Source organism: Pedobacter alluvionis, assembly GCF_003664035.1.
GTDB classification, from domain to species: Bacteria; Bacteroidota; Bacteroidia; order Sphingobacteriales; family Sphingobacteriaceae; genus Pedobacter; species Pedobacter alluvionis.
This window is the reverse complement of record NZ_RCCK01000012.1, coordinates 539,396-564,283: the sequence shown is the minus strand read 5'-3', so window position 1 is coordinate 564,283 and position 24,888 is coordinate 539,396. Positions and strand designations below refer to the sequence as shown.

The window sequence follows — 24,888 nt, the reverse complement described above, 5'->3', positions numbered from 1 at the left end:
GGTCGGAAAAGAGCATACTATTTCTTTTTTTTTGGTTTGCGCTGCTCAAATTCAAAGCCGGTTTCGCCGTTTTCATTCAATTTGATAAATGCATTAAACTTATTTCCGGCTTTACTCTTCATTCCTTTTATCAGTGAGGTTTTTCCTTTGACCAGTAAGCTTTCTATATCTGAAATGCTCAATTGTACGCCACACACATAGCGGTACTGCACCCAGCCACATTCCACATCCTGACATTTAACAATCTTATCGCGTATCAACAGTTGATTTCGGCATTTAGGACATAATAGCTCAGGCAAATTTTCATGGATAACGGAAGTATTAAGCAATTCCTGCGTTATAGCTGAGGCATAGTTTTCCATTTCTTTTTGAAATCTTGGGGAATCAGCTTCACCATTTTCGATTTTTTGCAGTGACAGTTCCCATTCAGCAGTCATCAAGACATCACCAATTTTTTTGTCTTTTACGAGCTCATACACCTGCAAGCCTTTTTCGGTGGGTATTAAAGATTTTTTATCTCTTTTCACATAATCTCTGGTAAATAATGTTTCGATGATCGATGCCCTGGTAGCAGGCGTACCTATCCCGACTTGCTGTAAAATCTTACGCGCCTCATCATTTTCAATCACTTTTCCTGCATTTTCCATCGCGGACAGGAGCGAAGCTTCGGTATAAAGTGGTGGGGCTGCTGTTTTCTTTTCCATAACTAAAGCTTCCTTAATCTTCAGTTCATCACCCACATTGAAATCCGGAAGATCCTGCACTGTTTCATCATCTTCCTCTGAAAACAATCCTTTGACGGCACGCCATCCCGGTTCAATGATTTTGCAGCTTTTCAGGTAAAAATCACAATCCAGTATTTCTGCTGTGATATCAGTTATTTTTTTTGAACATACACTGGATACAGATTCCAGCAGGCGGAAAGCAATCAGATCATAAATTGCCTTTTCATTTCCGGTCACCGAAGAAGGTACTTTTTCAGTGATCAACAGGCCATGATGGTCAGTTACCTTTAAGTCGTTCACAATTCGCTTATTGAACCGACCCCAGTGTAATGTGGAAACCGCGTCTTTAAACCGTTCATGATCGCCCAATGCCCTAAGCAGGTTCGGAATTTCCGGCCAAAGGTCTTCAGGGATATACTTACTGCCGGTACGAGGATATGTGATAAATTTGTTTTCATATAGACTTTGAGCAATCGTTAAAGTCTCATCTGCTGATAAATTCAGCTTTTTATTGGCTTCCTTTTGTAAACCTGTCAGGTCAAATAATAATGGTGGCTGCTCGGAAATATTTTTGCTTTCCACAGATGTAATTGCTGCAATGCCTTTGCGCTGAATAGCCCGTAACAATTCTTCCGCTTTTTTCTTGTCGTCCCACTTTGTTTTAGAGGTGCTTTTAAAGTCAATAAAGTCTTTTCTGTGCTGCAGGACAATCTGCCAATAAGGAATCGATGAAAAATTCTTATTTTCCAGATACCGTTTGCAAATAAGTGCCAATGTAGGTGTCTGTACTCTACCCAGAGAATAAATACCCGTTCCTGCCGCTATGCTCAATGCCTGCGTAGCGTTGATTCCAACCAACCAGTCTGCACGGCTTCTACTTTTTGCCGCCTCAAACAAACCGTCAAAATCCCTGCCGGGCCTGAGGTTGGCGAAACCCTGCTTAATGGCTTTTTCTGTAAGCGAGCTTATCCATAGCCGTTCGAAGGGTTTATTGCAGTCTAAGTACTCGTAGATGTATCGGAAAATCAATTCGCCCTCGCGACCCGCATCGGTAGCAACAATTAGAGTGTCGCATTTTTTAACGACCTGCTCAATGATATTCAACTGCTTTAACGCACCGGAATCTGTTATATAGCCTTTATCCTTCTTCACTTTTCGAATGGTAAGTACGAAAGGATCAGGTAGGATGGGTAGGGCTTCTTTTCTAAATCCAACAACTCCATAATCTTCAGGCATCCCCAATGCGATCAAATGACCAAAGGCCCAGGTGACCATATAACCATTACCTGTTAAAAAGCCATCTCTTTTTTCAGTGGCTCCCAGAAGTGCTGCTATCTCCCGCGCAACGCTTGGTTTTTCTGCTATTACTGCTTTCATTTTGTAAATTTTTGGGTAAAAAAAATGCCTGGTAACAGGCATTTAAGAATGGTATTTTATAGGATGATTAAATTTTTCTGCCTTTCGATTTGGTGGGTGTATTTCTAGTGTCCTGCTTTTGCTGCTCCTTCGCCGTATCAGGGTTGGCCTGACCGGATTTCAAAGGTTCATTATTTTGTTTTGTAGACTCATTGGTTTTTCCATCCGAATTAACTGCCACCTGTGTCTTATGTGCTTCTGTCGGTTGTAGCTGATCCTTCATTTCATTTGGGTTTTTGAAGGCGAAATCTGTATTTCCGGTTTCTTTGTTATAAGTGATATAGCCCTGATACGCTTTACCTTTTTTATCTACTAAGCCATCAATATGAATGGTCTGGCCTTCTTTAAACTGATTGTATTGCTCATCAGTAAGTCTTTGACCTCTGAATTCAGCCGGCGCTTCCCTGGGTTGATTTTGTACTTGAGAAGTATTCTGCGTCTGCCTGTTGTCTGTTGTCCGGTCAAAGAGAAATTCAACATATCGCTTGTCCGCGTTGAATTGGACAGATGCATCGAAAGATGCTCCCTTAGATGAAATCATCCCTTTCAATTGCAAAGGCTGCCCTTCTAAGAGTGTTTGCTTTTGGTGTTCATTGAGTACTATGCCTTTTATTTCATCCGGAACCTTAATTTTATCTGCCCTGAGTGCAATCAGTTCATTCGTTAACCGGTCTACACTGATGATTGAAGGGATCTTTTCCCCTGTCTTACCGTGTGTCAGCTCGACAATCCTGCCCATATTTCCGGTTTTGAGCAAATTGGCTTTATCCTCTTTGCTAAACTCATGTCCGAAAAATGAATAATTTAAATTGGGTTCCTTACGGATACCATGAATAGCCACGACAACCTTTCCTTCTTCATTGGCCTGCAGTGACAGTCTCGCATCCAGGCGGGTAATGGCCGTGCCTAAGTTTAAGCTGATGGGAACCAGCTCATTCGTTTTATATCCTTTCAATAACGGTTCAAGGATTTTCATTTTCTCCATTTTCTCCTGGCTAAGGCCTAGATTGGACATTGTTTTCCAGTCAATATCTTCTGCTTTATAGCGGTATTCTCCAGTAGATTGGCCTCCCTCAGAGGCTGTTGCTGTTTGTTGATTTTCCATTGTATTTTGATTTAATGATTCATTTTGTTCTTTCTGCTCCTGGGATATTTTTCCGTCAGGTTTCACTTCGTGTTCTGACAAAAGCTTATTGCCTTGAGGCGATGGCTTTTCAACTGCCTCTTTGATATCAGCGGCTTTCTGTACTGCCGAAACTGAAGGCACCTTGAAAAATGAAAACTTGGTGGGGTTTTTAAGCTGGCTTAGGAAGTTTTTAAAAAAATTGGAGAAGATGTCGCCGTTTTTATCAACCCGCATAAACTGATTTTCATTTTCTTTATTTGGTGGTACTGTTTCCAGCTTGCCATCTTTTCCGACGCCCTTCACCGCCTCAAGTTTCATGGTTTCCTTGTTCAGGACCAAGAGAATGTCAGAAAGCTGGTCAGGGCTTTCCTGTTGAATGTTTTGTTCTTCGCTCATAATGCTTGGTTTTGTAATTTGCTTTCAAAACTACATGCATCATATTCTCCGATATTCAAAAGTCGCTCAATGGCGTTACTTGTCTTTCTTTGTCCCTAACTTTTCCAGGGAATTGGAAAAGCTGTTTCGTATAAACTGATGGACATCGGAAAGCTTATAGTAGATCTTGCCGCTGATCAGGAAGTAAGGAAGCTTACCGGACGAACGGTAACGCTGCAGGGAGCGGGAACTTATTTTAAGTTTCTGTAAAACATCCTGGTTATCCAGAAGTTCTTCGCCGTCTATAGCACTCAAACCTTTGCTATTGCTCCTGATCTGGTCGCTCAAAACATCGAACCTTTCCAGAAGCCTTTTCATCCAATACTGGAATTCCATTTTGTCGATTTCCATAGCATTTTCGTATTTAGAGGTTATTGTTATTTCCTTCCAAAGTTGAAAATCAGGTTTTGACTGAAACGCCAAGTATTACCAATGGAAAAGTAATGTTTGTTGAAAAAAATGAAATTGCTTAGCTGGGTCAGAAGAGCATAGATGCTCATTTAGAGCTGTGATTTTTTACCAAATGAGTACCAGCCAATTGGCAGGGATTGGCAATACGAAGACATTGCATTGCTTAGAACAATACAAAAAAACTGTTACATTAAAGGTTAGCTATTGTGTTCGAATGAACTTAGGAAGCTTCCTTATCCATATATTCCTCCAGTGAAGTTTTCAAGCGGTCCAGAAATGCAGTTCTGCTGCCGCCCCTTACTTTCATCCGGTGAAATGCGTGGTGAATATCGCCGAGCTTTATTCTGAATAGAACCTGCAAAACGGCTGTTATCTTACGGATGCCTACTCTGCCGCCTGATATACTGTGTGCTGCATGTAGCGCATAAAGAAGTTCAATCAGAGCATTTTTGGAATCGCTCCAGTAAAACTCTTTGTCATGAGGGACCTCTACAAAATCAGGTTTGATCTTAGACATCAAGTGTGAATACATCAGCTCACTGGCAACAATACTGGCTACTTTATAATCATAATATGTGGAAAATTGGGAATCTATTTCAAAGACGTAACTGTCTAATCCACTGTCAAAGTTTATTTTTCCAAGTTCAAAATACTCATGGTCCAGATCAGTCCGCCCTGAGCGATAGTAGCGAAAAAAATCTGAATTGACGATCTGGTCCTGGTATTCGTGTTTTAAAAGCTGCAATTCTCCGGAGTAATATTTCTGCCGGCACTTGCCTTCTGCAACAGGGCATGATATTTCAACCCGGTACACCCTGTTGTAATACATCAGTTTGCCCAGGATCTGTGGTTTAACTTTCCTGAAGAACTCAATTTCTTCGGCTTTATTCGTAAATCCTTTCATTAAAACGTGCTGTTTCATTTGGGCAAGCAGTTCCCTGAGGAAGCTGGTCATGCGGTAAGAATCGGCAATGATGTTCGAGGATTCAAGACTTGTCCTCTGCTCTTGTTCTGAGATGCGTAAAATCGCATCTTGGTAGATTCGTTGTGACATGGTGTAGTAGTATAAGTGAATAATTACTATTCCCTAAGAGGGTTATTTCATCAACTTAAGAAATATAATTCACTTTTTGATACTGAAATGTATCATTATTATGATTTATTATATCCACAACATAATACATTATGTATTATTAATATATGTTTATTCTGCATTCTCACAAATGCATTAATACTTTAATTTTATATTTTTAGCAAGGATTTATATTTGAAGCGAGAGAATTCTAATGGAAAAATTTATCTATCACTCTGTAATTCAATTCGAATTGGTTTACATAGCCAGTGGCAGTACATTTACTCTATTTTTGTATTTTTGTGAACTGAAAAATAAGCCAAACCATGACTGATCCGGTAAAGCCCTTAAATTTTGAACAGTTAATCAACATCCTTTCATTCAGCAGTACCGCCACTGCTGTGCATGTTGGTGAAGATGCGAGGATTGAATTTAATATCGATTTCTTTTTCCCATCTTTTTAGCTATTTCTATAGCGCTAGAATTAATCTCACTTAATGATTTTTTTTTGCCTTCCTGAATCCAATTTAGTAATTCTACTCTTGAAAAGTAGAGCCGATTTCCTTGTTTGTAAAAAGGAACTTCACGCTTGCAAACTTTCGTGTATAGTGTTGGCAGGGTGAATTTTAGAATCTCACACGCTTCTTTGGCTCCTATAAAATCATTTTCTGGTAAATCTTTCTGATAAGTTTCTAAAAGAACTTCGATTCTATCTAATTTTTCTTCCATCCTTGCCATAAACTTAGGCAACTGCTCAAATGAATACTCTTTCATAATTTTTTTCTCAATTGTAATTAAATTGGAAGCTTATCTAACTGAATTGGCAGAGCAAGGATGTATTTGGCTATCATTGTCATCCATTACCGATGGAGCTGAAATTAGTTTTTCTCCAATATTGAAAATACTTAGTTTGATCTTTTCTGATGCTTCTTTTTTCAGACTATCTACAATCTTAGTATATATTTCAGTTGTTTTAATATTTTTATGTCCTAGTAATTTTGAAACTGTATAAATCGAAGTGCCGGACGCAAGTTGTAAGGTTGCGAAGGTGTGTCTGAAACCATGAAAAGTAAAATGTTTCTCTATACCCGCATTTATAAGCCATTTTTTTAGTTCTTTAACGACATGGTCATACTTTAATCCATCAAAAACCTTTGCATCTGCAGGACCTGGAGGGCCAAGTAATTGAATTATTTGATTGGAAACTGGATAATACTCGGCACTTTCAGTTTTTTCCTGATTATACAAAATATAATAATTGTCTTCAGCACCTTGAATTTCCTTCCATAACAGGGTTTCAACATCAGAATATCGGAACCCCGTCATGGCTGAAAATAAACCTGCTTTTTTCACTACTGGCAGATCACAAGGTGATGTCGCCAATTTCTCCAATTCATGCATAAAGAGAAATTCCCTATGGGTGTCTTCAGGTGTTATACTGTCCACAATTCTACCCAGGTCAACAGGTAAGAACCTTTTTTTATAAGCTTCTTTTAAAGTACTTTTAAATTTAGCAAAGTAACTAACGGCAGTATTAGTTTTTATCTTTCGTTTTGCCCGGCCTATTCCAGGCGATGACAGAAGGAAATCGGCGTATTCTTCGCAGAAAGTTTCATTCAAATGGGTGAACGGAAATTCTTCACCTACGAATTCCTTAAAGTAGTTAACAGACATCCGCCAATTTGCACTCCCTGCTCTTTTTGCGGCTTCATCTTTAAAAAAATCAATGAAATTAGATTTCAATTTTGATTCAGACAGAAAATCGAATCTTCTATTTTGGACATCAAGTTGACGTTTGGCCCGCAGATGCTCTCCCAAACTTAAAGTTTCTTTATTGTGATCCCTTTCCAATTCGGTTCTCGGACGCCCATAAATAAATATTTTTAAATAATACTTTCTTTGCATTTTCCCAGTTTTTGGATTTGGGACAGGAGGGTAGATATCTAGAAATAAGGTTTGTCTTCCTTTACTAATTGCCTTCTTTCTGAGTGTAACTTTTGACATATTAATAGCAGATTTAGTGTTAAATTAATGGGTAGAAGTGAGTAATACATTGCAATTGCACTCAAAGGCATTATTTGGCTTTATCCGGCCAATAAATTAGATATGCAATAGTACCCGCACACGAAGTACGCTTTAGAAATAAAAGATTGATTACTTATGGTTCCGCTAGAATAAATCTTTTTAAAATAGGATCAATATCCTGTTTGGCGACATAAACAAACTTACCGACATTATATTTTGGAATACTGTGCAGAATGATTATACTTTGCAGCGTCTTTTCAGCAAGTGAATATTTTGCAAGTATTTCACCGATTGTATAGCAGTTTTTGAGGGATGGGCGTTTGTTGCCACCCAATGCATTGTTGCGCTCTGTTATTAAATTTGCTGGATCGGAGAATATGGCATCAAGATCTTTTTTAAGAATGCGGATTTTTCTTAGAGAAAGATTTATAGCGTTGAGCCTGCCGGAATTTACCATATCATAGACCGTTCTCGGATCGCATTTCAACATGCCTGCCACTTCCTTAACTGTCAAATATTCTAAACTTTGGACAGATATATAAGGAACTTCCCTTTGTTTCTGGGTTTCGATCTCACTTTTCTCGATCTTTTGTTCTTTAATTCTTGCCTTATATGCTCTCTTCGCACATGTATCACCGCAGTACTTGGTAACTGTAGTTTTGGCAACGAACTCGTGCCCGCAATGCTGGCAGATTCTTCTAATCTTAATATTTGAACTCATAACATTTTATTTTGCGGATACTAAGACACATTAAGATACATTAAAGTGCAATAAGCTACATTAAGATACCTTAAGCGAAGTTATTTCTCCGTTATTTAAAATTTATAAGAGTTCAGTTTTTAAGGGACAAATGGGGGACAAAACTGACCAAAACAGATCAATACATTAAAAATTCAATCAAAAACAATTTTAATTAAATTACTAATTATCAATGATTTAGTTTGCTTTAATTTGTTCTGTTTTGCGTACTTACTTGCCGATACAAAACTTAGTAAATATATTCTCCAGCAAGTCATCGGTGGTTACCGTACCGGTTATCTCACCAAGATAATGCAGCGCCTGTTTAATGTCCATTGCTAAAAAATCGGAGGTAACCGGATTATCTACATTGGCCAAAACGTTTTGTAAAGCATGTTCTGTTTGTTTTAACGCTTCTACATGGCGGATATTGGTTACCAGGGTTTCGCTGGTGTTAATATGATGCAAGTTAACCTGCTCCAGTAAAGTGTTTTTTAATTCATCGATGCCCTGTTTCTCTTTGGCAGAGATAAAAACAACATTTAAAGCTTCAAAAGCTTTACGTTGTGCATCGGCAAGGAGATCGGCTTTATTGACTAAAATTAAATAGGGGATAGCCAGCTGTGCCAAACCCCGGATCTGCTCTTCAATTTCTAAAATACTTTGAGCGGCATCGGCCATATAAATGATCAGTTTAGCCTGTTTCATTTTCTCCAGCGTGCGTTCTACTCCTAAAGCTTCGATTATATCTGCTGTATCGCGGATTCCGGCGGTATCGATAAAACGGAAAACAATGCCGCCTATGGTGAGTTCATCTTCAATGGTATCGCGTGTGGTGCCGGCAATGTCAGAAACGATAGCGCGTTCCTCGTTCAGGAGGGCATTTAACAAGGTAGATTTGCCTACATTGGGTTTGCCAGCAATAACAATGGGAACCCCATTTTTAATTACATTTCCCATTTCGAAAGAAGAGATTAAACGTTGTAAAACGTAATTGATCTTGTTCACCAGGTTTTTCAACTGCTCACGATTGGCAAATTCTACATCCTCTTCGGCAAAATCAAGTTCCAGTTCGATCATCGAAGCAAAATGGATCAGTTGTTCGCGTAATCCTTTTAATTCATTGGCAAAACCACCTCGCATCTGTTGCATGGCCACATCATGTGAAGCTTTAGAATTAGAGGCAATTAAATCGGCAACAGCTTCTGCCTGACTCAGATCGAAAGCCCCGTTTAAAAAAGCACGTAAGGTAAATTCGCCGGGTTTGGCGGCACGGGCACCTTTGCTGATTAACAGGTTAATAATCTGCTGAATAATATAGTTAGAACCATGGCAGGAAATTTCTACCACGTTTTCTTTGGTGTAGGATTTAGGAGCAACAAATAAACCCGCCACCACTTCATCCACAATATGATCGCCATCTTTAACCAGGCCGAAATGTAAAGTATGCGAAGCCTGTTTTTCTAAATCTTTTCCTGCAAATACGGCATTGGTAAGGGAGATAGCCTCCGGACCAGATAAACGGATTACGCCAATGGCGCCAGAACCTGAAGGGGTAGATAAAGCAATAATGGTATCTTGATTGTTCATGTGCGGTATTAAAGCTGCAAAAATAAGGCTAATCTATGGGTATATGGTGTAAGGGAAGTAATTTTTTTCAGATTGGTTCATTGGTTAATAGTTCATAGTTGATGGTCTGGCGGATATTCGAATTAAGGTTACAGGCTTAAAACTATGAACTGGCAGAAAGCCTGTCAGCCCTTCGACGCCACTCAGCGTAACACAATAAGGGAAAATAATTAACATTAAGCATGGGTTTGAAAGTACATTACAGGCAGAAAACTTTCATTATAAACCCGATAACAGTGGACGCCGATCATTCATCGGCTGGAACGAATAGCGGGACTACCAGAGCCCACGAACTACTGACATTCATTTTCAAAACCTAAAAACGTCATTTATACTTATTTTTATGCAATAAATTATCTCTCAAAGTGACCTATCGAGGAGAAATAGATTAATTTACTCCCAACTTATTAATCGTTTAGACTTATGACTCCTGACTACAACTAATTATTTAAAACATTTTATCAGCGGCTGTGTTTAGAATTCAAATCAGAATAAGATTTTTATGACGAATAATTTACCCCTCACCGTAAAACGATCGATAGAATTATTGGGGCTAATGGCCATTGCAGCTGTGATGGTAATCGGACGAGATATTATCATGCCGATATTGATGGCTTTTTTTATCAGCATCATGTTGCTTCCATTGTATCGTTTTTTAAAAAGAAAAAAAATACCAGAATCGCTGGCCATTATTTTGCCAATTTTATTAGTAGCGCTATTTGTGGCTTTGATTATTTGGTTTTTTTCTAACCAGATTGGTATTTTGGTTAAAGATTTTCCTCAGATAAAGGCAAATGTAACACAGCATATCGATTCTTTAAGCGATTGGATCAGCCGCATTACCCATTATGATGATAAGCAGCAAAAAGCATTTATACAGACCAAAAGCGACGATTTAATGAATATGGGCACCTCGCTTGCAGGCGGTGCTGCAGTTACTTTAAGTGGCATTTTTGTATTTATCGGGTTGTTGCCTATTTATATTTACCTGATGCTCTTTTATAAAGACATTATATTGCGCTTTATTTTTATGTGGTTTAAAGCAGACGACCACCCAAAAGTAAAAGGAGCGATTTATGAAACCGAATCGATTATTAAAAGCTACCTGATCGGGCTGTTAATTCAGATTACCTATATGACCATTTTACTGGGTGGCATATTGATGTTAATCGGTATAAAACATGCCTTGTTAATTGGGGTAATTTTTGCCATATTAAACCTGATTCCTTATGTGGGTGCCTTAATTGGTAACTTAATAGGGGTATTGTTAACACTTACATCGTCGCAGGAGTTATGGCCGGTGCTTACGGTTTTGGGGGTAATTGCATTTGTTCAGTTTCTGGATAACAACATACTTATGCCGCGTATTGTGGGTTCTAAAGTGAAAATTAATGCTTTATTTTCCATTCTAGGGGTATTTATTGGTGGAAGCATAGCGGGTGTTTCGGGGATGTTCCTTGCATTACCTATTGTGGCTGTCCTCAAAATTATCTTCGATCGCACAGAATCATTCAAACAATGGGGAGTGTTACTTGGAGATGAACGCCCGGCTAAAAGTCCGATGACTTTCCCCGTTTTTAGAAAGAAAAAAGCAGTAGCGACCAAATCGGGAACAGAAAAAGGATAGGGATGGGAAATGTAAGATGGATGATGTGAGATGTAATGAGTTCTGCGCGATCAGCGTAATCTGCGGGAAATAGTTTTAGGTGATGGAAAATATAAAATGTAATGAGTTTTGCACGATCAGCGTAATCTGCGGGAAATAGTTATAGGTGATGGAAAATATAAAACGTCATGAGTTCTGCGCTAATCAGCGTAATCTGCGGGAAATAATTGGAGAATAGGTTTCCCGCAGATCTTAAGAAGATAGCAAATGATATTTAATCTTAACCACCAAATTTACGTACCCTATAAATGAGCGATAACATAAAATACCTGCCCAACCGGTTAACTTGCCTGTCTACAATTACGTTGTCGAACACATCTCTTGATATGCCTGAATTCTGATCAAAAAGATCAAATCCTTCTACACGGATTGCAGCCATATCATTTTTCATAAACTTATATTCCATTGATAAACGAAGCAATGTTGGATTACGCACTGTACCATTATCAAAACCTGAGTTAATCTGTTTGGTGAAATCGTAGCCCAGGGTAAGATCCTTAAAGAAATAATTACGGCCCTCTATGCCACATTCAAAACGATTGGATTGGCGGTCGGTAAAAGTATCATTCGAGTATCTGGTCAGATTTTGAGAATAAGCGGTTTCTATTTCAAAGTTGACAATATCTTTCAAATCTACTCTGAATTCGAGTTCCTGACGCCAGGCCATATTCCGTGCTTCTATTTTGCTGTTATCAGTAAAAGTAATGTTGTTGTTCAGTTGCCCCGAACCGGAATAACCAATGGTAAATTTCCGCGCGGCTGAAAGTGGTTTGCTGATATCGTAATCGCCCTGCAGGGTATAATATCCATCTGTGTTGATGTAGCTGGTAAGCTGATTAACGGTATTAGGTACACGCTGTTTAGTGGTTACAATCCTGTCGTTAGTACGTTCGTATTTGAAATTGGCTATAATCACTTTTCCAGCACTCCAGTCGGCTTGCTTATAGTGCGCATTAATACTTTGGATAAACTCGGGTTTTAGATTTGGATTGCCCGTAATAATGTTCTGCAGGTTAGAATTGTCGGATATGGGTTGCAATTGCAAAAAACCAGGCTGGTTGTTTCTTCCCCAATAATTCACATCAAGCGATTGCTGGTTAGAGAATTTATACGAAAACCGGCCAGAGGGGATGAGGTTAAAAGTACGGTTAACAGTTTCAATATTGGAGCTTAAATTTTGTCCCTTAAGTAAGGCAGGCTGTGCGTTAAGACCCAGGGTGTAGTTTAGCTTTTCGCCGATGTACCGGTAATTCAGCCCCACTTTATTGGTGATGAACTGATAATCGTAAATGTTGCTCAGGTTAGGGTTAAGTACCTGGTTACCATCGGTCAAGTCATAAGCTTCTCTCGAGTTATTGGTTGATGATCGGTTCCAGCTGTAGTTTACCTCTAAAAAGGTTTTTTTCCAAAGCGGCTCCATGTACGATGCCCCAACATTAAGACCTAAATTCCGGTTATGTTGGTTGTTCAGCTGGTTTTGGAGCACAGAATCTGCTGCGTTAGCATAAATGTTGATGTAGTTGTTATACACATTACCAAAATTTTCGCCCCTGGTATAATTGATGCTACCCCAGGAAGTCAGGTTACGGCCTTTCTTCGCAAATTTATGGTTATAAAAGATATTGGTACGCGCATTTAAATTATTCGAATTAGTGAAATTATTGCTTTCTCTCCGGGTGGACAAAGTATCTTGTGTAATAAGCGAGCTACCCGTATTATTGCCGTTATTGGTATTATAAGAAAAGTTAGGAGAAATTTTAAGGTAATTCATGGTATCTATCTTATACTCTAAATTACTGCCAAACCAATGGCTATAGTTATCGCTTTTACTGTTGTTACTGGCATCTTCCAATCTGTTTAACGGGTTTTGCCCAACATCCTGTAACACACTTTGGGTATAGGTAGAACTAATGGTGTTGTTTTTATTGTTGTTGAAATTATATCCGGCATCTGCAGAGAGTTTGGCGTTAAACTCATTTTTATAGTTAAGCCCGGCCACATTTCTGGTGGTAATGCCATCGCCGCCGCCACCACGCATATTGGCATTGGCCGAAGTGCCATCGAATGAAATCTGCTGTTCACCTTTCATGCTGTTTCCCCGGATATTGGTGTTGTAGCGATCGGCATTACCCACACCTGCAGAGGCCCTGGTAAAATAGCCCTTCTTTTTATCTTCTTCAATAGTGAGGTTCAGCACCTTTTCAGGCTCACCTGTTTTAATACCGGTAAGTTTAGCCTGATCGCCATAATCATCAATAAACTGAAGGTTTTTGATAATATCGGCCGGAAGATTTTTGATGGCTGTAGCCACGTCTGTTCCGAAGAAATCTTTACCATTAACCCGTATTTTGGTTACCGGCGAACCCTGACTGGTTACATTTCCATCCTTATCTACCTTAATACCCGGCAGTTTCTTCAGCACTTCATCTACGGCATCACCATCCCTGACAGGAAAGGCCTTGGCGCTGAAACTCACCGTATCTTCGGTTACCTTAACAGGAGGGACGCCCGAAATTGTCACGCCCGCTAAGGTGTTCGATGATGGTTTAAGCTTAATATCGGTGATGTTTAATATATTACCCTTTTCGATCCGATAGGGTTTAATAAAAGTATCAAAGCCAATAAATGCTGCTGATAGGGTAAATTCTGTAGCTTTAATTTTATTAAATGCAAATGTGCCATCGGGATTGGCGGAGGTACCTGAACTATCGGTCCCAAATTTAATTCTCACTACTGCACCGGGTAGCGGCAAACCGGCAGTATCTAACACAATACCTTTTACGGTATAATTTTGTGCAGAACTGTTTGCGAAAATCCCTGCAAAGAACAGGAGTAGCAAAAACGTTTTAGTAAAAACCCTCATTGAATTATTTGTGTGTGGCATAAAAATACGGCACAGCATGCTAACCCTGTTCAGCGTAATCAACATGTTACTGATTTTGTCTGTTTTGGCTTTCTTTCCCCTGGCTCAGGCAGAACGCAGATTTAGGTTCATGCGCGATGATATTTAAGGTTGAATTTTACTGGTGTTAATGGTCACTAAGTTTAGGCAGATGTAAAATGCTGGTTATCTTGTCTCATCTCAGCGCAAATTCTATTATCTTGTGAATCAGCTTGCTAATACTAATGCCAGATAGATCATGATCAAAAAACTAATACCATTATTGTTGCTGTTGGTTTCTTCTGCCAGCTTTTCGCAGGAAACAACCAAAACCTATCTTTCAGGAAGAGATAAAGACCATACCGTACAATGGGACTTTTATTGTACCGCTGGTCGTAAAAGTGGTATATGGACTAAAATACCTGTACCATCGAACTGGGAATTACAGGGCTTTGGAAGTTATAACTATGGCCATGATAAGGTTAAAGCCAGCGAACAAGGCATGTATCGTTATGAATTTAGGATCGGGAAAATAACCGGGAAAAAAGTATTCCTGGTTTTTGAAGGCGCGATGACCGATACTAAAGTAAGTATTAATGGAAAGCTTGCAGGTGATGTGCATCAGGGCGGTTTTTATCGTTTTAAATACGATATTACGGCGCTGTTAAAACCTGAAACCAATAATTTACTGGAAGTTACGGTTGATAAAGTATCGGCAAATGCATCGATTAACAAAGCTGAAAGAACGAGTGATTTCTGGGTTTTTGGTGGTATTTTCAGGCCAGTTTACCTGGAAACAGTTCCAGACAAATTTATCGAAAGGGTTGCCGTTAATGCCAAAGCCGATGGGAGCTTTCAGCTTGATGTTTACGGGCAGAATTTAACTGTTAACGATATGCTTGAAGCCCAGGTGAAAAAACTGAGTGGTGAAAATGTGGGTAAAGCATTTGCCATAAAGGCGAATGCCTCGAATGATGCACAAACCTTGAAGGCTACTTTCACCAATCCTTTATTGTGGAGCAGCGAATTCCCTAACTTATATCAAGTGGTGGTACGGATCAAAAACAAACAGAAGATTGTACATCAGATAAAACAAAAATTCGGTTTTCGTAGCCTTGAACTCCGTAAGGGCGACGGCTTTTACGTTAATGGATCGAAAATGATTTTAAAAGGTGTTAATCGCCACAGCTTTTGGCCCGAAAGCGGGCGCACACTTAGCCGTGAAATACATTTAATGGATGTGAAGTTGATGAAAGAAATGAACATGAACGCTGTCCGAATGTCGCATTACCCGCCGGACGCAGAATTTTTGGATATTTGCGACTCCTTAGGTCTATATGTAATTAACGAATTAACGGGCTGGCAGGCAAAATACGATAATACCGTAGGGCACAGGCTGGTAAAAGAACTGGTCATCAGGGATGTTAACCACCCCTCTATTATTTTCTGGGCCAATGGCAACGAGGGCGGTTTTAATACGGATCTCGACAATGATTACGCCCTTTATGATCCGCAGAAACGTACGGTAATACATCCCTGGGAGAAATTTAACGGAACCGATACCAAACATTACCCTGATTATAGTTATATGGTGAAGGCTGCTACTTCCGGGCAGGAAGTTTTCTTTCCTACTGAATTTATGCATGCATTATATGATGGTGGTGCCGGTGCCGCTTTAGACGATTTCTGGAACCAGATGCTGATGCATCCGCATGGTGCCGGTGGTTTTATCTGGGCACTGGTGGATGAAAACGTAATCAGGACAGATAAAAATGGCATTTATGATGGTGATGGCAACCATGCACCTGATGGAATTGTTGGTCCACATCGCGAAAAAGAAGGCAGTTTTTATGCCATAAAAGAGATCTGGTCTCCTGTTTTTATCGATCTACCCAAAATTGATGGTAATTTTAAAGGTGAAATCGCTGTAGAGAATCGCTTCAATTTTACCGATCTGGATAAATGCACGTTTAAATGGAAATTGGTGAGTTTTCCATCGGCTAATACAAAAGGAACAAAAGCGATTACAAATGCCAGTGGCACAAGGGTTACCAAACTTAAACCTGGCCTAAAAGGTACACTTGATCTGGCTTTGCCAAAATCGTGGACAAAAAGTGATGCCTTATATTTAACTGTATACGGGGCTGACCAGAAAGAAATATTTACCTGGAGCTGGCCGATAAGAACGGCACGTTTAGCATCACAGGATGTGGTTAGCTCCACTGCAGCAGTAAAAACAGAAGAAAGTAATCAGTCGCTTGTGATTAAACAGGATGGCATTGGCTATTATTTTGAAAAGACATCAGGTTATCTGGAAAAAGTGGTTAAAGGCAACACAGTTATTTCTCTATCCAAAGGCCCGGTATTGGCTGGTGTAAATACCGAATTGAAAAAATTTAGTCATAAAGCAGAAGGAGCAAAATATATCGTTGAATCTGATTACCAGGGAGCTGGCGATTTGCATGCAAAGTGGACATTTGAAACCGGAAAGCTGGTTAAACTCGAATACCAATTTACGCAGCAAGGCGATGCTGAATTTATGGGCATTACGTTTAATTACCCTGAAGATAAAATTACCGGAATGAAATACCTTGGCCGAGGACCGTACCGGGTTTGGAAAAACCGGTTAAAAGGCCAGCAGTTTGGGGTTTGGCATAAGGATTACAATAATTCGATCACAGGCGAAACCTGGGGTTACCCAGAGTTTAAAGGTTATCATGCTGAGGTGAACTGGGTTATGGTAGAAAATAAGGAAGCGCCATTTACGGTTTATATACCCGATGAAGATACCTATCTGCAGATGTATAAACCCGCGCGTGAAGCTGCAGCATTAAAGAACAACAATGTAGAACCCGCCTTCCCCGAAGGGAGTATCGGTTTTTTGAAAGGGATAAGTGCCATTGGTACCAAGTTTCAGTCGGCCTTATTAATGGGACCACAAAGTCAAAAAAACAAAAATGATGGTAAAACTTTTAAAGGAACTTTATTATTCGACTTCGAAAAATAAGCGTTTTGCCACTAAGTTAAAAGAGCACAGCAAAACACCTATTTAATCCGTATTTTTAACGATATGAAGATTGTGTTTTTTTCTGCGAAGCCTTACGACCGTGAATTTTTTGAAAGCTGTAATAAACAGTATGATTTTGAATTAGAATTTTGGGAAACTCATCTGGGTCCTCACATTGCCGACGCGATAAAATTAGGTACGGATGCTGTTTGTGTATTTGTGAACGATAAACTAACGGCTGATGTTATAGCCATACTGGCACAAAAAGGGGTGAAAATTATTGCTTTGCGTTGTGCAGGCTTTAACAATGTCGATCTGAATGCGGCCAAACAATACGGGATCCGGGTTTGCCGCGTTCCGGCTTATTCGCCACAGGCCGTTGCAGAACATGCAGCAGCCATGTTGCTTACCCTAAACCGTAAAACCCATAAGGCCTATAACCGCGTACGCGAACAGAATTTTTCGCTTTCAGGTTTAATGGGTTTCAATCTTTCTGGCAAAACAGTTGGCGTAATCGGCACAGGGAAAATTGGTGCCGCTTTCTGTAAAATTATGCTTGGTTTTGGCTGTACTGTACTGGCTTCTGATCCTTTTGTGAATAAATCATTAGAAAGTGGGGGAGTACAGTATTTGCCTTTTCACGAAGTGATAAAAGACGCTGATATTATTTCGCTGCATTGCCAGCTTACACCTGAAAACCATTATCTGATTGGATCAAATAGCTTATCGGCGATGAAAAAAGGTGTTACGCTAATCAATACAAGCAGAGGCGGATTGATTAATACACGTGAAGTGATTGAAGCACTAAAAACTGGTCAACTTGCAGCACTGGGAATTGATGTATATGAACAGGAAGAACAACTCTTTTTTAAAGACCTTTCCGGAAGTATTATTGGAGATGATGATATTCAGCGATTAATTAGTTTTCCGAATGTTTTGCTTACCGGGCATCAGGCATTTTTTACGCAAGAGGCCTTAACAGAAATTGCAGAGTCTACCCTAAAAACGGTTAAAATATTGTTAGATGATCATGCTGAGGAGATCGTTTCAGATGCAATATTGGTGTAACAAGATAGATGGTTACATGGAGTTTTTTTGAGAAGCTGGTCTGTCGAAAATCTCCATGCACCCATTGTATGTTATTTAGTAATAAGATGTATTGAGGTTGCTGTTCTGCTTTTCTGCAGCCTCGATTGGTGCATAATTAGAAAGAATAAGTGCTTCTCCCTTTTTAACACATACATCATGTTCGAAATGAACAGATGGACTTCCATCCGCTGTTCTGATGGTCCAGCCGTCTTCATCCAGAAACACATCTTTTTTACCCATATTGATCATCGGTTCTATGGCCAATACCAGATTTTCTCTTAAGAGTAAACCATTACCTTTTCTTCCATAATTTGGAACCTGTGGGTCTTCGTGCATATCTTTACCTAAACCATGGCCTACCAGGTCTCTTACTACGCCGTAACCCTGCTTTTCGTTATGACTTTGGATGGCCGCGCCAATATCGCCGATGCGTTTGCCAACAACAGCTTCTTTAATTCCAAGAAAAAGCGATTCTTTAGTTGTTTTTACCAGGTTTAATACCGCTGCTGATACTTCGCCGATAATAAAGGTATAAGCATGATCGCCATGAAAACCGTTTTTTATGGTACCTACATCTACCGAGATAATATCGCCATCTTTCAGTTCATCTTTAGTTGGAAAACCATGTACAACCACATCATTTACCGAAGTGATAATATGAAAAGGAAAACCATTATAGTTATAAAAGGAAGGTACTGCGCCATTATCCAGTATAAATTCGTTGGCTATTTTGTCAATTTCGAGGGTGTTAACGCCAGGCTTTAATATTTTAGCTACTTCTGCAAGGGTATCGCTCACCAGCAGGGCACTGATTTGCATCAGTTCTACTTCTTCATTGGTTTTATATAAAATCATTGCTGCAAATTTAATAAAAGAAGCGGGAATGAAAAAAACGAAGAGTTGAATGATAAAATGCCTGAGTGTTGGCTGTTCTGCGCTAAATTAAGAGCACAACCGGTAATCAGCTGTTACAACTTTATTTCTAATTCTGCTCATGGTTTCTACACGCATACCCAGGTAACTGGCCAGGTAACACTGTGGTATCCTTTCGATATCCAAACCGCTTTCCTGTAATTTGCGGTACCTGCCAGTCGCTTTGGGTATCCGCGCAAGGATAGCCCTTTCTGATGCAGCATAATACTGAAGTGCCAATAGCTTTCTGTCGATGAGGTTAGACTCCGGATATTTCGTATACATTAAATCGATTAAAGTATAGGGAATGCAGATGAGTTTGCAATCTTCAAGGGCCTGAAGATATTCTATAGAATAACCGGGCTGCTGATCGGGGTGGCGTATAGCCCCTATTAATTCATTTTCAAAACTAAACCAGGTGCTGATCTCTTTTTTACCATCGCGCACAAAGCCACGCACAAGACCATCGACCAAAAAATACAGAGAAGAATTACTATCTATCGGAGAGAGAATGTGTTTGTTTTTTTTGATACGCATGAGTTTGCAAGACCTTTCATATTCGGCTTTAAAAGTATCAGATAAAGGATAGAATTGCTCAAGATAATCGAAAAGCGGGCGTAAAAATGATACTGTATAGGGCATAGCTAAGGCTTGTTTTGATTTCAAAAAAAGATTTAAGCATACTCATTTGAAACGTGATATGCCTGTCATAATCTAAAACCAAAGGTATCTGGTATTTTACCGTGCTCTAAAAAATAGCACAGTTATGGCCTCTAACGATACGATCGTTAGACTAAAAATTGGCCTTATGACAGGTTAATGGCTTAGTTCCTGTGCAAAATAGGCAGTTGGCATTAATCCTGTTTCTTTTTTAAATGCATTATAAAACGTAGCCACACTTTTAAAGCCAGCTTCAGATGCAATGGCTTCGATGGTGATTTTATCTGATTTTAAGGGATACTGTTTTAAGAAATGATTAACCCGGTAACTGTTTATCCAATCTCTGAAATTTTTTCCGATATGTTTGTTAATGACGAAAGAGCAGTGGTGAATCGGGATATTGAGTTTTGCGGACAGATCAATAATCTGGAAATCGTGAAGCAGATAAAGCTGTTCCTCCTCCATTATTTCTTTCATGGCAAGGGCATAGTCAGACAGTTGTGCATCTATGAGGTTAATTTTTTTTACTGCTGTTCGGTTAGGTTTTGGATCTTCTGCTATCAGGGGAATTAAAATTGCGTCAGTTTCTGTTTTCAGCACTGTGGGTTTTTTAGTCCAGTCTACCGCTACCAGCAGATAGCCATAAAAAATATAAGGCCTGTGGAGCGCATATAATAAAATGACAAACAGGACTAAACAATTGACCACAACAAACGAAGCGTTAACATACGGGATATGTAAGTTTCTTAAAATGATAGGTGCCAGGGTAAACAACTGGAAGAAGGTAGCAATCCTAAGAAAAAAGATAATCCACGTCCTGCTTTCGGCTTCGAGCAGCTGTATTGGTTTGTTTTTTAGACGCAATACAACCATCCATGTGGTGCATAAATAAGCCATTACCAATACAGGCCTGAATAGGTAATGGAAATATGGCGGGAAAAGACCACTTCTTTCTTTTAGTGAGAAGTAACCGTTTTCGGCCAGTTGGCTACCTATCAAATCCCAATTGAGTGAGGTAGAGAAATGCCAGGGGATAACATGGATAATGGCCAGTAATGCAGGCAAAAAGTGGAGCCATTCTATTTTTTGTAAATTTTTGCGATCCTGAAGAAACCCTGTGATGTAGAGATAAAAGCAGGCTGGGGCAGCATAATAGAATGGAGTAAAAATTTGATGACAAAAAGCTAAGGTATTGGGCTGTCCTGATTTAAAAAATAAGGAAGTTAATATTTGCCCAAATCGGGCAAAAAATATAACCGAAAGGAAAATGTTTAACAGTTTATTCCCCTTTTTTGAAAAAAAAAGATGCATGGAGAATAAAAGCAAGAATAAACAACTGGTACTAATGAGAAGGTTTAAGGACTGCATATTTCCAGCCAAGATAAAACATAATAGCTGAATTAAATTTCCTATTTTTTTTATGTTGAATGCGCCATCCGTAAAAGGCTAAAAATGAGGACAGATTGGTTAAAAATAAGGTATGCGTAACTGCCTTTGCCCGGATATTTCATGCTATTTACAATAATGATTTATCATAAACGTTTGTTTAATTTATAAAAAGCAATAGTTTTGCGGCTCGTTTATTGTTAGCGGAAAGGAATATTGTTTAATTAACGGATGTTTACCATCCTTATAAAAGAAAAATTATGGACAAATTTAAAAAAGTGCAAGATCTAATCTCTTCTGTAGAAGCAGACGTAACTAAATTTTATGATGGTGGTAATGCTGCAGCAGGTACACGTGTACGTAAAGCAATGCAAGACCTAAAAGTTTTAGCCCAAGAAATTAGAGCTGAAGTAACTGATAAAAAAAATAGCGATAAATAATTTATTCGCTTAAAAAGAAAGCCCTTCTAGTTTTAGAAGGGCTTTCTTTTTGGCTTTTGTTTTAGTTTTTGTGCGCTTAAATGTCTATTTGTTACGTTTACTCGTAATAAGTTTATCGGTGAAAAAGTCACGGAAATCATTGTGGTAAAGATCGCCTACTGTAAAGCTGGTATGATTAGAAAGCGTTACCCTCGTGCCTTCAACATGTAAAATATGATTGATGGAAATAATATACCCCCTATGTAGTTGTATAAAGCCTTTTTCTATATTCAGCTGTTCTTTAACATCCTTCAGACTTAAATACGCTATAATTACTTTTTCTTTTGTATGGATTTTGATGTAGTTATGGAAACTTTCAAAAACTATTATATCTGCATATCGTACCAAAACAGCTTTGTGCTCCTCAGATTTATTTTTGACGAAAAAATAAGCTTCCTGCGCAATATCTTCTGTTTCATCTTCAAACATCCGGTTTACGGTTAAGGCAAATTTTGCATAACCATAAGGTTTAAGCAGGTAAGCATCTGCTTCGGCCTCAAAGGCTTCAAAGGCATATTCCTCATGTGAGGTAGTAAATATCAGTTTTCTGGTTTTGGAGCGGATTGCTTTAGAAAGTTCAATGCCCGAAATCTGCGGCATTTGAATGTCCATAAATATTACATCTACCTGATCAATCCTTTTCAGTTCGTTCAAGGCTTTCATCGGATCGGTGTAACTGGCCAATAGTTCCATATTCGGGGCATCCGCTATATATTTTTCAATACCCGAAATCGAGTTTTGTTGGTCATCAATGGCTATACACCTAATCATTTGTTAATCTTCATTGTATATATAACGAAATTACACCTTTTTATACCGAAAATAAAACGATTTATCCTGTTTCGCCTCAAATTTTGTTTGATAGTGGCTAATTTGATGAAAAAAGATAGGCTTATGAGGTACACTGGAGTAATTAAATGGTATAATCCGGTTAGAGGTTTTGGATTTATTGCACTTAATGATGGAAAAGAAATGGTTTATGCAGATAATCAGAAATTAATAGGGATTTACCGTCCTGCTTTACTTGTAGGAACCAAAGTTCGTTTCAATTTGGAACACGGAAAGCTAGGATGCCAGGCTACCAATATTATAGTGTTGGATATTGAATCTGACTAATATTTGCACCTATCTGTAATGAAAACAGACCGATCTGTGTAACTTAGTTCACAAAAGTTAAATCAAATGCGATCTTTGCTATCAATAAAATCAAAATTTGATTCTTGTCGCAATTTTTAGCTGAACTGCACATCAAAAATATTTACATCTACCTGTCAAGCATGTAATTTAACCCTCTTCCTATCTAAATAGACAAGTTCTTTTTAGATAGGATTTTTTTTGCCGGATTGCGGTTGGCTATAAATTCACAACGTTACCTCGTATGCAGACTCCAATAGAATGGTCGTCATCTCGACCGAAGCAACGCGAAGAGATCTTTGTACTATTTGTTGAAATCAATTTAAATGATTTTGCTTCGCAGAGCCTTCGGGTTCTCGACTGCGGTCGAAATGACGCCCCTTGTTATCTGTCATCAACCCTCCGATGTATTGAAAAATTCTAACTCCTACCATTGACAGATCTTATAAGAAAGGTCGTCATTGCTGAGGCACGAAGATAACCGAACGATTGAGCTCATGAATGCCTTTAAAAACATATGCAAAAATGAATAATCTTAAAGCGCACGCTATTAGCGATCGTTGTAAGATTGCTTCGTCGGCTGAAAAAGCCTTCTCGCAAAGACGATTCTTCACGGCCTATTAATTCGCTAAAATCCCCCGTCATTCATATTGACTTTTATACAATAAATTATCCCTCAATTTGACAGCAAAAGGCCATTAATATTTGTTGTAAAAATTAAACAGGCTCTAGGTTAAAATGATTTTCTTAAAAAATAGCCAGCATTTTTTTTGCCCGGTTAAAGGATATCGGCCAGGCATCAGTGCTGCTGGCTGCAGCTATTGCATAATATTCTTTCGCCTGAGGCTGATTGCCCTGAATAAGCCTTACATAAGCACTTAATTCATAGATGAAATTCTTTAATTTGGGATCTATTCCTTTTTCAGTGCCTAAATAATCGAATATTTCTGCAGCTGCATTTATACGTTCATCATTAAAATTTTCTATTTTAAAACCGCCGGGCATTGCGAACCAGTATTCTCAAATTCCACCCTGGGCATGCTTGTTATATCCGTCTTTAACAAGTTGGATACCCACTTCTAATAAGGTGTTGGTGATTGTGCTATCCTTTGGCATCTTTTTACCCAGATCGAAATAACGGTTTATGGTAGGCCGTAATCCTTTTTCGTTGATCTCATCCAACATCATTTCTTTCCTGTACATAGGTTTATCGCTCATCAAAAACTGTTCGTACGCAAAGCTTGCAGGAAAATGATCGCTTATTTTCTCTAGCCTGTAGCCTTTGGCCAGTTCTTTCTTTAAATCGATTATATAAGGGTATTCAAAGTCGTGAAAATGATATACAGTAATGATGCCCCGTTTAAGATCGTAAATGTTACTATAAATAGTAGATAGTTTTCCTTCTTGTCGGGTACGGTTTAAAATATCGCGAAAAAAAGGAACGTGTATAGTTTTTGCCTCTTTTAGCATCTGTTCTGAAATATCATATCTCCGGCAAGAATAGTTTTTAGTTTTTACCGCACTAATGTCAAAATTTGTATTGATCTGGTAATACCCTGATTTGGGTAATTGAGTACCAGCATTAATAATGATTGAATTGCCAAGTGCATCTGCAATTAATACCTGCGAACTGATTGCGTAATCGTATTTTTCCAGATAAACCAAAGCTTCCTTTACGGTTTTACATTTGCCAAGAATTTCAAAAAAAAGATCTCCTTTGTAGATGTTTTTAGGATGATATTTAGCCGGATCGATATTTTGTGCAGTAAAATCGTAGAACAGGCCATACTCATTCATGGCCGCCTGTGCTTGCAGATCAGGGAGCCCAAAACAAACCGAACCATACCTTTCTGTGGTTTTAGGGTTAAACCACATCCTAGCAAAGCCCATATAATCATCTTCATTGGCTGCAGCGAATACTTCGCCTTTTAATGCACAGGAAATTACTGTGCAGGCTTGGCTGGGTTTAATTAAGGTGGAGATGGCAATAACAGTTAGCGTTAATATTTTCTTCATTTTTAAATTTTCTTTAGTGGTGCTAAGTTTGTGCCATTAAGGAAAGTATGGCTCTAAAGCTATTTCTGACTCTCTTTTTA

Annotated in this window: 20 protein-coding genes; 5 read left to right on the top strand and 15 right to left on the bottom strand. The window is 38.9% G+C overall.

Going from position 1 to position 24,888, the window contains the following annotated elements; genetic code table 11:
* Nucleotides 1-17: 17 nt before the first annotated feature.
* The 8 genes from BCL90_RS16325 to mnmE form a co-directional block, all read right to left on the bottom strand.
* Complete coding sequence (locus BCL90_RS16325; protein WP_121285172.1) at nucleotides 18-2,102, bottom strand: type IA DNA topoisomerase; 2,085 nt, start codon at nucleotides 2,100-2,102, stop codon at nucleotides 18-20.
* Between the two features lie 67 nt (nucleotides 2,103-2,169).
* On the bottom strand, nucleotides 2,170-3,663 hold the full coding sequence (locus tag BCL90_RS16320; RefSeq protein ID WP_121285058.1) for a DUF3945 domain-containing protein: 1,494 nt from the start codon (nucleotides 3,661-3,663) through the stop codon (nucleotides 2,170-2,172).
* A 75-nt stretch (nucleotides 3,664-3,738) separates the two neighbouring features.
* A complete protein-coding gene (locus tag BCL90_RS16315; RefSeq protein WP_121285057.1) occupies nucleotides 3,739-4,053 on the bottom strand; it encodes a helix-turn-helix domain-containing protein in 315 nt (104 codons plus the stop codon).
* A 280-nt stretch (nucleotides 4,054-4,333) separates the two neighbouring features.
* Entirely contained in the window at nucleotides 4,334-5,167 is an 834-nt protein-coding gene (locus tag BCL90_RS16310; protein ID WP_121285056.1) for an RteC domain-containing protein, read from the bottom strand.
* 450 nt (nucleotides 5,168-5,617) lie between these two features.
* Nucleotides 5,618-5,959, bottom strand: coding sequence for a helix-turn-helix domain-containing protein (locus BCL90_RS16305; RefSeq protein ID WP_121285055.1), 342 nt, complete (start codon nucleotides 5,957-5,959; stop codon nucleotides 5,618-5,620).
* Nucleotides 5,960-5,992: 33 nt separating this feature from the next.
* A complete protein-coding gene (locus tag BCL90_RS16300; protein WP_121285054.1) occupies nucleotides 5,993-7,189 on the bottom strand; it encodes a site-specific integrase in 1,197 nt (398 codons plus the stop codon).
* A gap of 154 nt (nucleotides 7,190-7,343) precedes the next feature.
* On the bottom strand, nucleotides 7,344-7,931 hold the full coding sequence (locus tag BCL90_RS16295) for a helix-turn-helix domain-containing protein (RefSeq protein WP_121285053.1): 588 nt from the start codon (nucleotides 7,929-7,931) through the stop codon (nucleotides 7,344-7,346).
* A 249-nt stretch (nucleotides 7,932-8,180) separates the two neighbouring features.
* Entirely contained in the window at nucleotides 8,181-9,539 is a 1,359-nt protein-coding gene (gene mnmE, locus BCL90_RS16290; protein ID WP_121285052.1) for a tRNA uridine-5-carboxymethylaminomethyl(34) synthesis GTPase MnmE, read from the bottom strand.
* Between the two features lie 541 nt (nucleotides 9,540-10,080).
* Here mnmE and BCL90_RS16285 point away from each other — a divergent pair.
* Entirely contained in the window at nucleotides 10,081-11,205 is a 1,125-nt protein-coding gene (locus tag BCL90_RS16285; protein ID WP_121285051.1) for an AI-2E family transporter, read from the top strand.
* A 259-nt stretch (nucleotides 11,206-11,464) separates the two neighbouring features.
* Here the strand turns inward: BCL90_RS16285 and BCL90_RS16280 are convergent, their stop codons facing one another.
* Nucleotides 11,465-14,083, bottom strand: coding sequence for an outer membrane beta-barrel protein (locus BCL90_RS16280; RefSeq protein WP_166792227.1), 2,619 nt, complete (start codon nucleotides 14,081-14,083; stop codon nucleotides 11,465-11,467).
* 301 nt (nucleotides 14,084-14,384) lie between these two features.
* Between BCL90_RS16280 and BCL90_RS16275 the strand changes: the two genes are divergently transcribed.
* Nucleotides 14,385-17,132: a glycoside hydrolase family 2 protein gene (locus tag BCL90_RS16275; RefSeq protein ID WP_121285049.1), complete on the top strand. Its 2,748-nt coding sequence runs from the start codon at nucleotides 14,385-14,387 to the stop codon at nucleotides 17,130-17,132.
* A 63-nt stretch (nucleotides 17,133-17,195) separates the two neighbouring features.
* The gene (locus tag BCL90_RS16270; protein ID WP_121285048.1) at nucleotides 17,196-18,200 is read left to right on the top strand and encodes a 2-hydroxyacid dehydrogenase; all 1,005 of its coding nucleotides are present in this window, start codon (nucleotides 17,196-17,198) and stop codon (nucleotides 18,198-18,200) included.
* A 75-nt stretch (nucleotides 18,201-18,275) separates the two neighbouring features.
* Here BCL90_RS16270 and map read toward each other — a convergent pair whose 3' ends face one another.
* From map to BCL90_RS16255, 3 genes are all read right to left on the bottom strand, one after another.
* Nucleotides 18,276-19,076: a type I methionyl aminopeptidase gene (gene map, locus BCL90_RS16265; protein ID WP_121285047.1), complete on the bottom strand. Its 801-nt coding sequence runs from the start codon at nucleotides 19,074-19,076 to the stop codon at nucleotides 18,276-18,278.
* A gap of 87 nt (nucleotides 19,077-19,163) precedes the next feature.
* Nucleotides 19,164-19,775 carry a Crp/Fnr family transcriptional regulator gene (locus BCL90_RS16260; RefSeq protein ID WP_121285046.1) on the bottom strand — a complete coding sequence of 204 codons (612 nt, stop codon included), beginning with the start codon at nucleotides 19,773-19,775 and terminating at the stop codon, nucleotides 19,164-19,166.
* Nucleotides 19,776-19,949: 174 nt separating this feature from the next.
* Complete coding sequence (locus BCL90_RS16255; protein ID WP_166792226.1) at nucleotides 19,950-20,858, bottom strand: helix-turn-helix domain-containing protein; 909 nt, start codon at nucleotides 20,856-20,858, stop codon at nucleotides 19,950-19,952.
* A 581-nt stretch (nucleotides 20,859-21,439) separates the two neighbouring features.
* Here BCL90_RS16255 and BCL90_RS16250 point away from each other — a divergent pair.
* Nucleotides 21,440-21,619 carry a histone H1 gene (locus tag BCL90_RS16250; protein ID WP_121285044.1) on the top strand — a complete coding sequence of 60 codons (180 nt, stop codon included), beginning with the start codon at nucleotides 21,440-21,442 and terminating at the stop codon, nucleotides 21,617-21,619.
* Between the two features lie 84 nt (nucleotides 21,620-21,703).
* Here the strand turns inward: BCL90_RS16250 and BCL90_RS16245 are convergent, their stop codons facing one another.
* Nucleotides 21,704-22,429: a LytR/AlgR family response regulator transcription factor gene (locus BCL90_RS16245; RefSeq protein WP_121285043.1), complete on the bottom strand. Its 726-nt coding sequence runs from the start codon at nucleotides 22,427-22,429 to the stop codon at nucleotides 21,704-21,706.
* Nucleotides 22,430-22,552: 123 nt separating this feature from the next.
* On the opposite strand from BCL90_RS16245, the gene BCL90_RS16240 reads away from it, so the two are divergent.
* Nucleotides 22,553-22,774, top strand: a complete 222-nt coding sequence (locus BCL90_RS16240) for a cold-shock protein (RefSeq protein ID WP_166792225.1) — start codon at nucleotides 22,553-22,555, stop codon at nucleotides 22,772-22,774.
* 765 nt (nucleotides 22,775-23,539) lie between these two features.
* On the opposite strand, the gene BCL90_RS16235 is transcribed toward BCL90_RS16240, so the two are convergent.
* On the bottom strand, nucleotides 23,540-23,797 hold the full coding sequence (locus BCL90_RS16235; RefSeq protein WP_121285041.1) for a hypothetical protein: 258 nt from the start codon (nucleotides 23,795-23,797) through the stop codon (nucleotides 23,540-23,542).
* Nucleotides 23,798-23,812: 15 nt separating this feature from the next.
* The gene (locus BCL90_RS16230) at nucleotides 23,813-24,808 is read right to left on the bottom strand and encodes a C45 family peptidase (RefSeq protein WP_121285040.1); all 996 of its coding nucleotides are present in this window, start codon (nucleotides 24,806-24,808) and stop codon (nucleotides 23,813-23,815) included.
* Nucleotides 24,809-24,888 lie beyond the last annotated feature (80 nt).

Coding starts and splice junctions, on each gene's coding strand:
- BCL90_RS16325 (WP_121285172.1), bottom strand. CDS start 2,102: ATGAAAGCAGTAATAGCAGAAAAACCAAGCGTTGCGCGGGAGATAGCA.
- BCL90_RS16320 (WP_121285058.1), bottom strand. CDS start 3,663: ATGAGCGAAGAACAAAACATTCAACAGGAAAGCCCTGACCAGCTTTCT.
- BCL90_RS16315 (WP_121285057.1), bottom strand. CDS start 4,053: ATGGAAATCGACAAAATGGAATTCCAGTATTGGATGAAAAGGCTTCTG.
- BCL90_RS16310 (WP_121285056.1), bottom strand. CDS start 5,167: ATGTCACAACGAATCTACCAAGATGCGATTTTACGCATCTCAGAACAA.
- BCL90_RS16305 (WP_121285055.1), bottom strand. CDS start 5,959: ATGAAAGAGTATTCATTTGAGCAGTTGCCTAAGTTTATGGCAAGGATG.
- BCL90_RS16300 (WP_121285054.1), bottom strand. CDS start 7,189: ATGTCAAAAGTTACACTCAGAAAGAAGGCAATTAGTAAAGGAAGACAA.
- BCL90_RS16295 (WP_121285053.1), bottom strand. CDS start 7,931: ATGAGTTCAAATATTAAGATTAGAAGAATCTGCCAGCATTGCGGGCAC.
- mnmE (WP_121285052.1), bottom strand. CDS start 9,539: ATGAACAATCAAGATACCATTATTGCTTTATCTACCCCTTCAGGTTCT.
- BCL90_RS16285 (WP_121285051.1), top strand. CDS start 10,081: ATGACGAATAATTTACCCCTCACCGTAAAACGATCGATAGAATTATTG.
- BCL90_RS16275 (WP_121285049.1), top strand. CDS start 14,385: ATGATCAAAAAACTAATACCATTATTGTTGCTGTTGGTTTCTTCTGCC.
- BCL90_RS16270 (WP_121285048.1), top strand. CDS start 17,196: ATGAAGATTGTGTTTTTTTCTGCGAAGCCTTACGACCGTGAATTTTTT.
- map (WP_121285047.1), bottom strand. CDS start 19,076: ATGATTTTATATAAAACCAATGAAGAAGTAGAACTGATGCAAATCAGT.
- BCL90_RS16260 (WP_121285046.1), bottom strand. CDS start 19,775: ATGCCCTATACAGTATCATTTTTACGCCCGCTTTTCGATTATCTTGAG.
- BCL90_RS16250 (WP_121285044.1), top strand. CDS start 21,440: ATGGACAAATTTAAAAAAGTGCAAGATCTAATCTCTTCTGTAGAAGCA.
- BCL90_RS16245 (WP_121285043.1), bottom strand. CDS start 22,429: ATGATTAGGTGTATAGCCATTGATGACCAACAAAACTCGATTTCGGGT.
- BCL90_RS16240 (WP_166792225.1), top strand. CDS start 22,553: ATGAGGTACACTGGAGTAATTAAATGGTATAATCCGGTTAGAGGTTTT.
- BCL90_RS16235 (WP_121285041.1), bottom strand. CDS start 23,797: ATGCCCGGCGGTTTTAAAATAGAAAATTTTAATGATGAACGTATAAAT.
- BCL90_RS16230 (WP_121285040.1), bottom strand. CDS start 24,808: ATGAAGAAAATATTAACGCTAACTGTTATTGCCATCTCCACCTTAATT.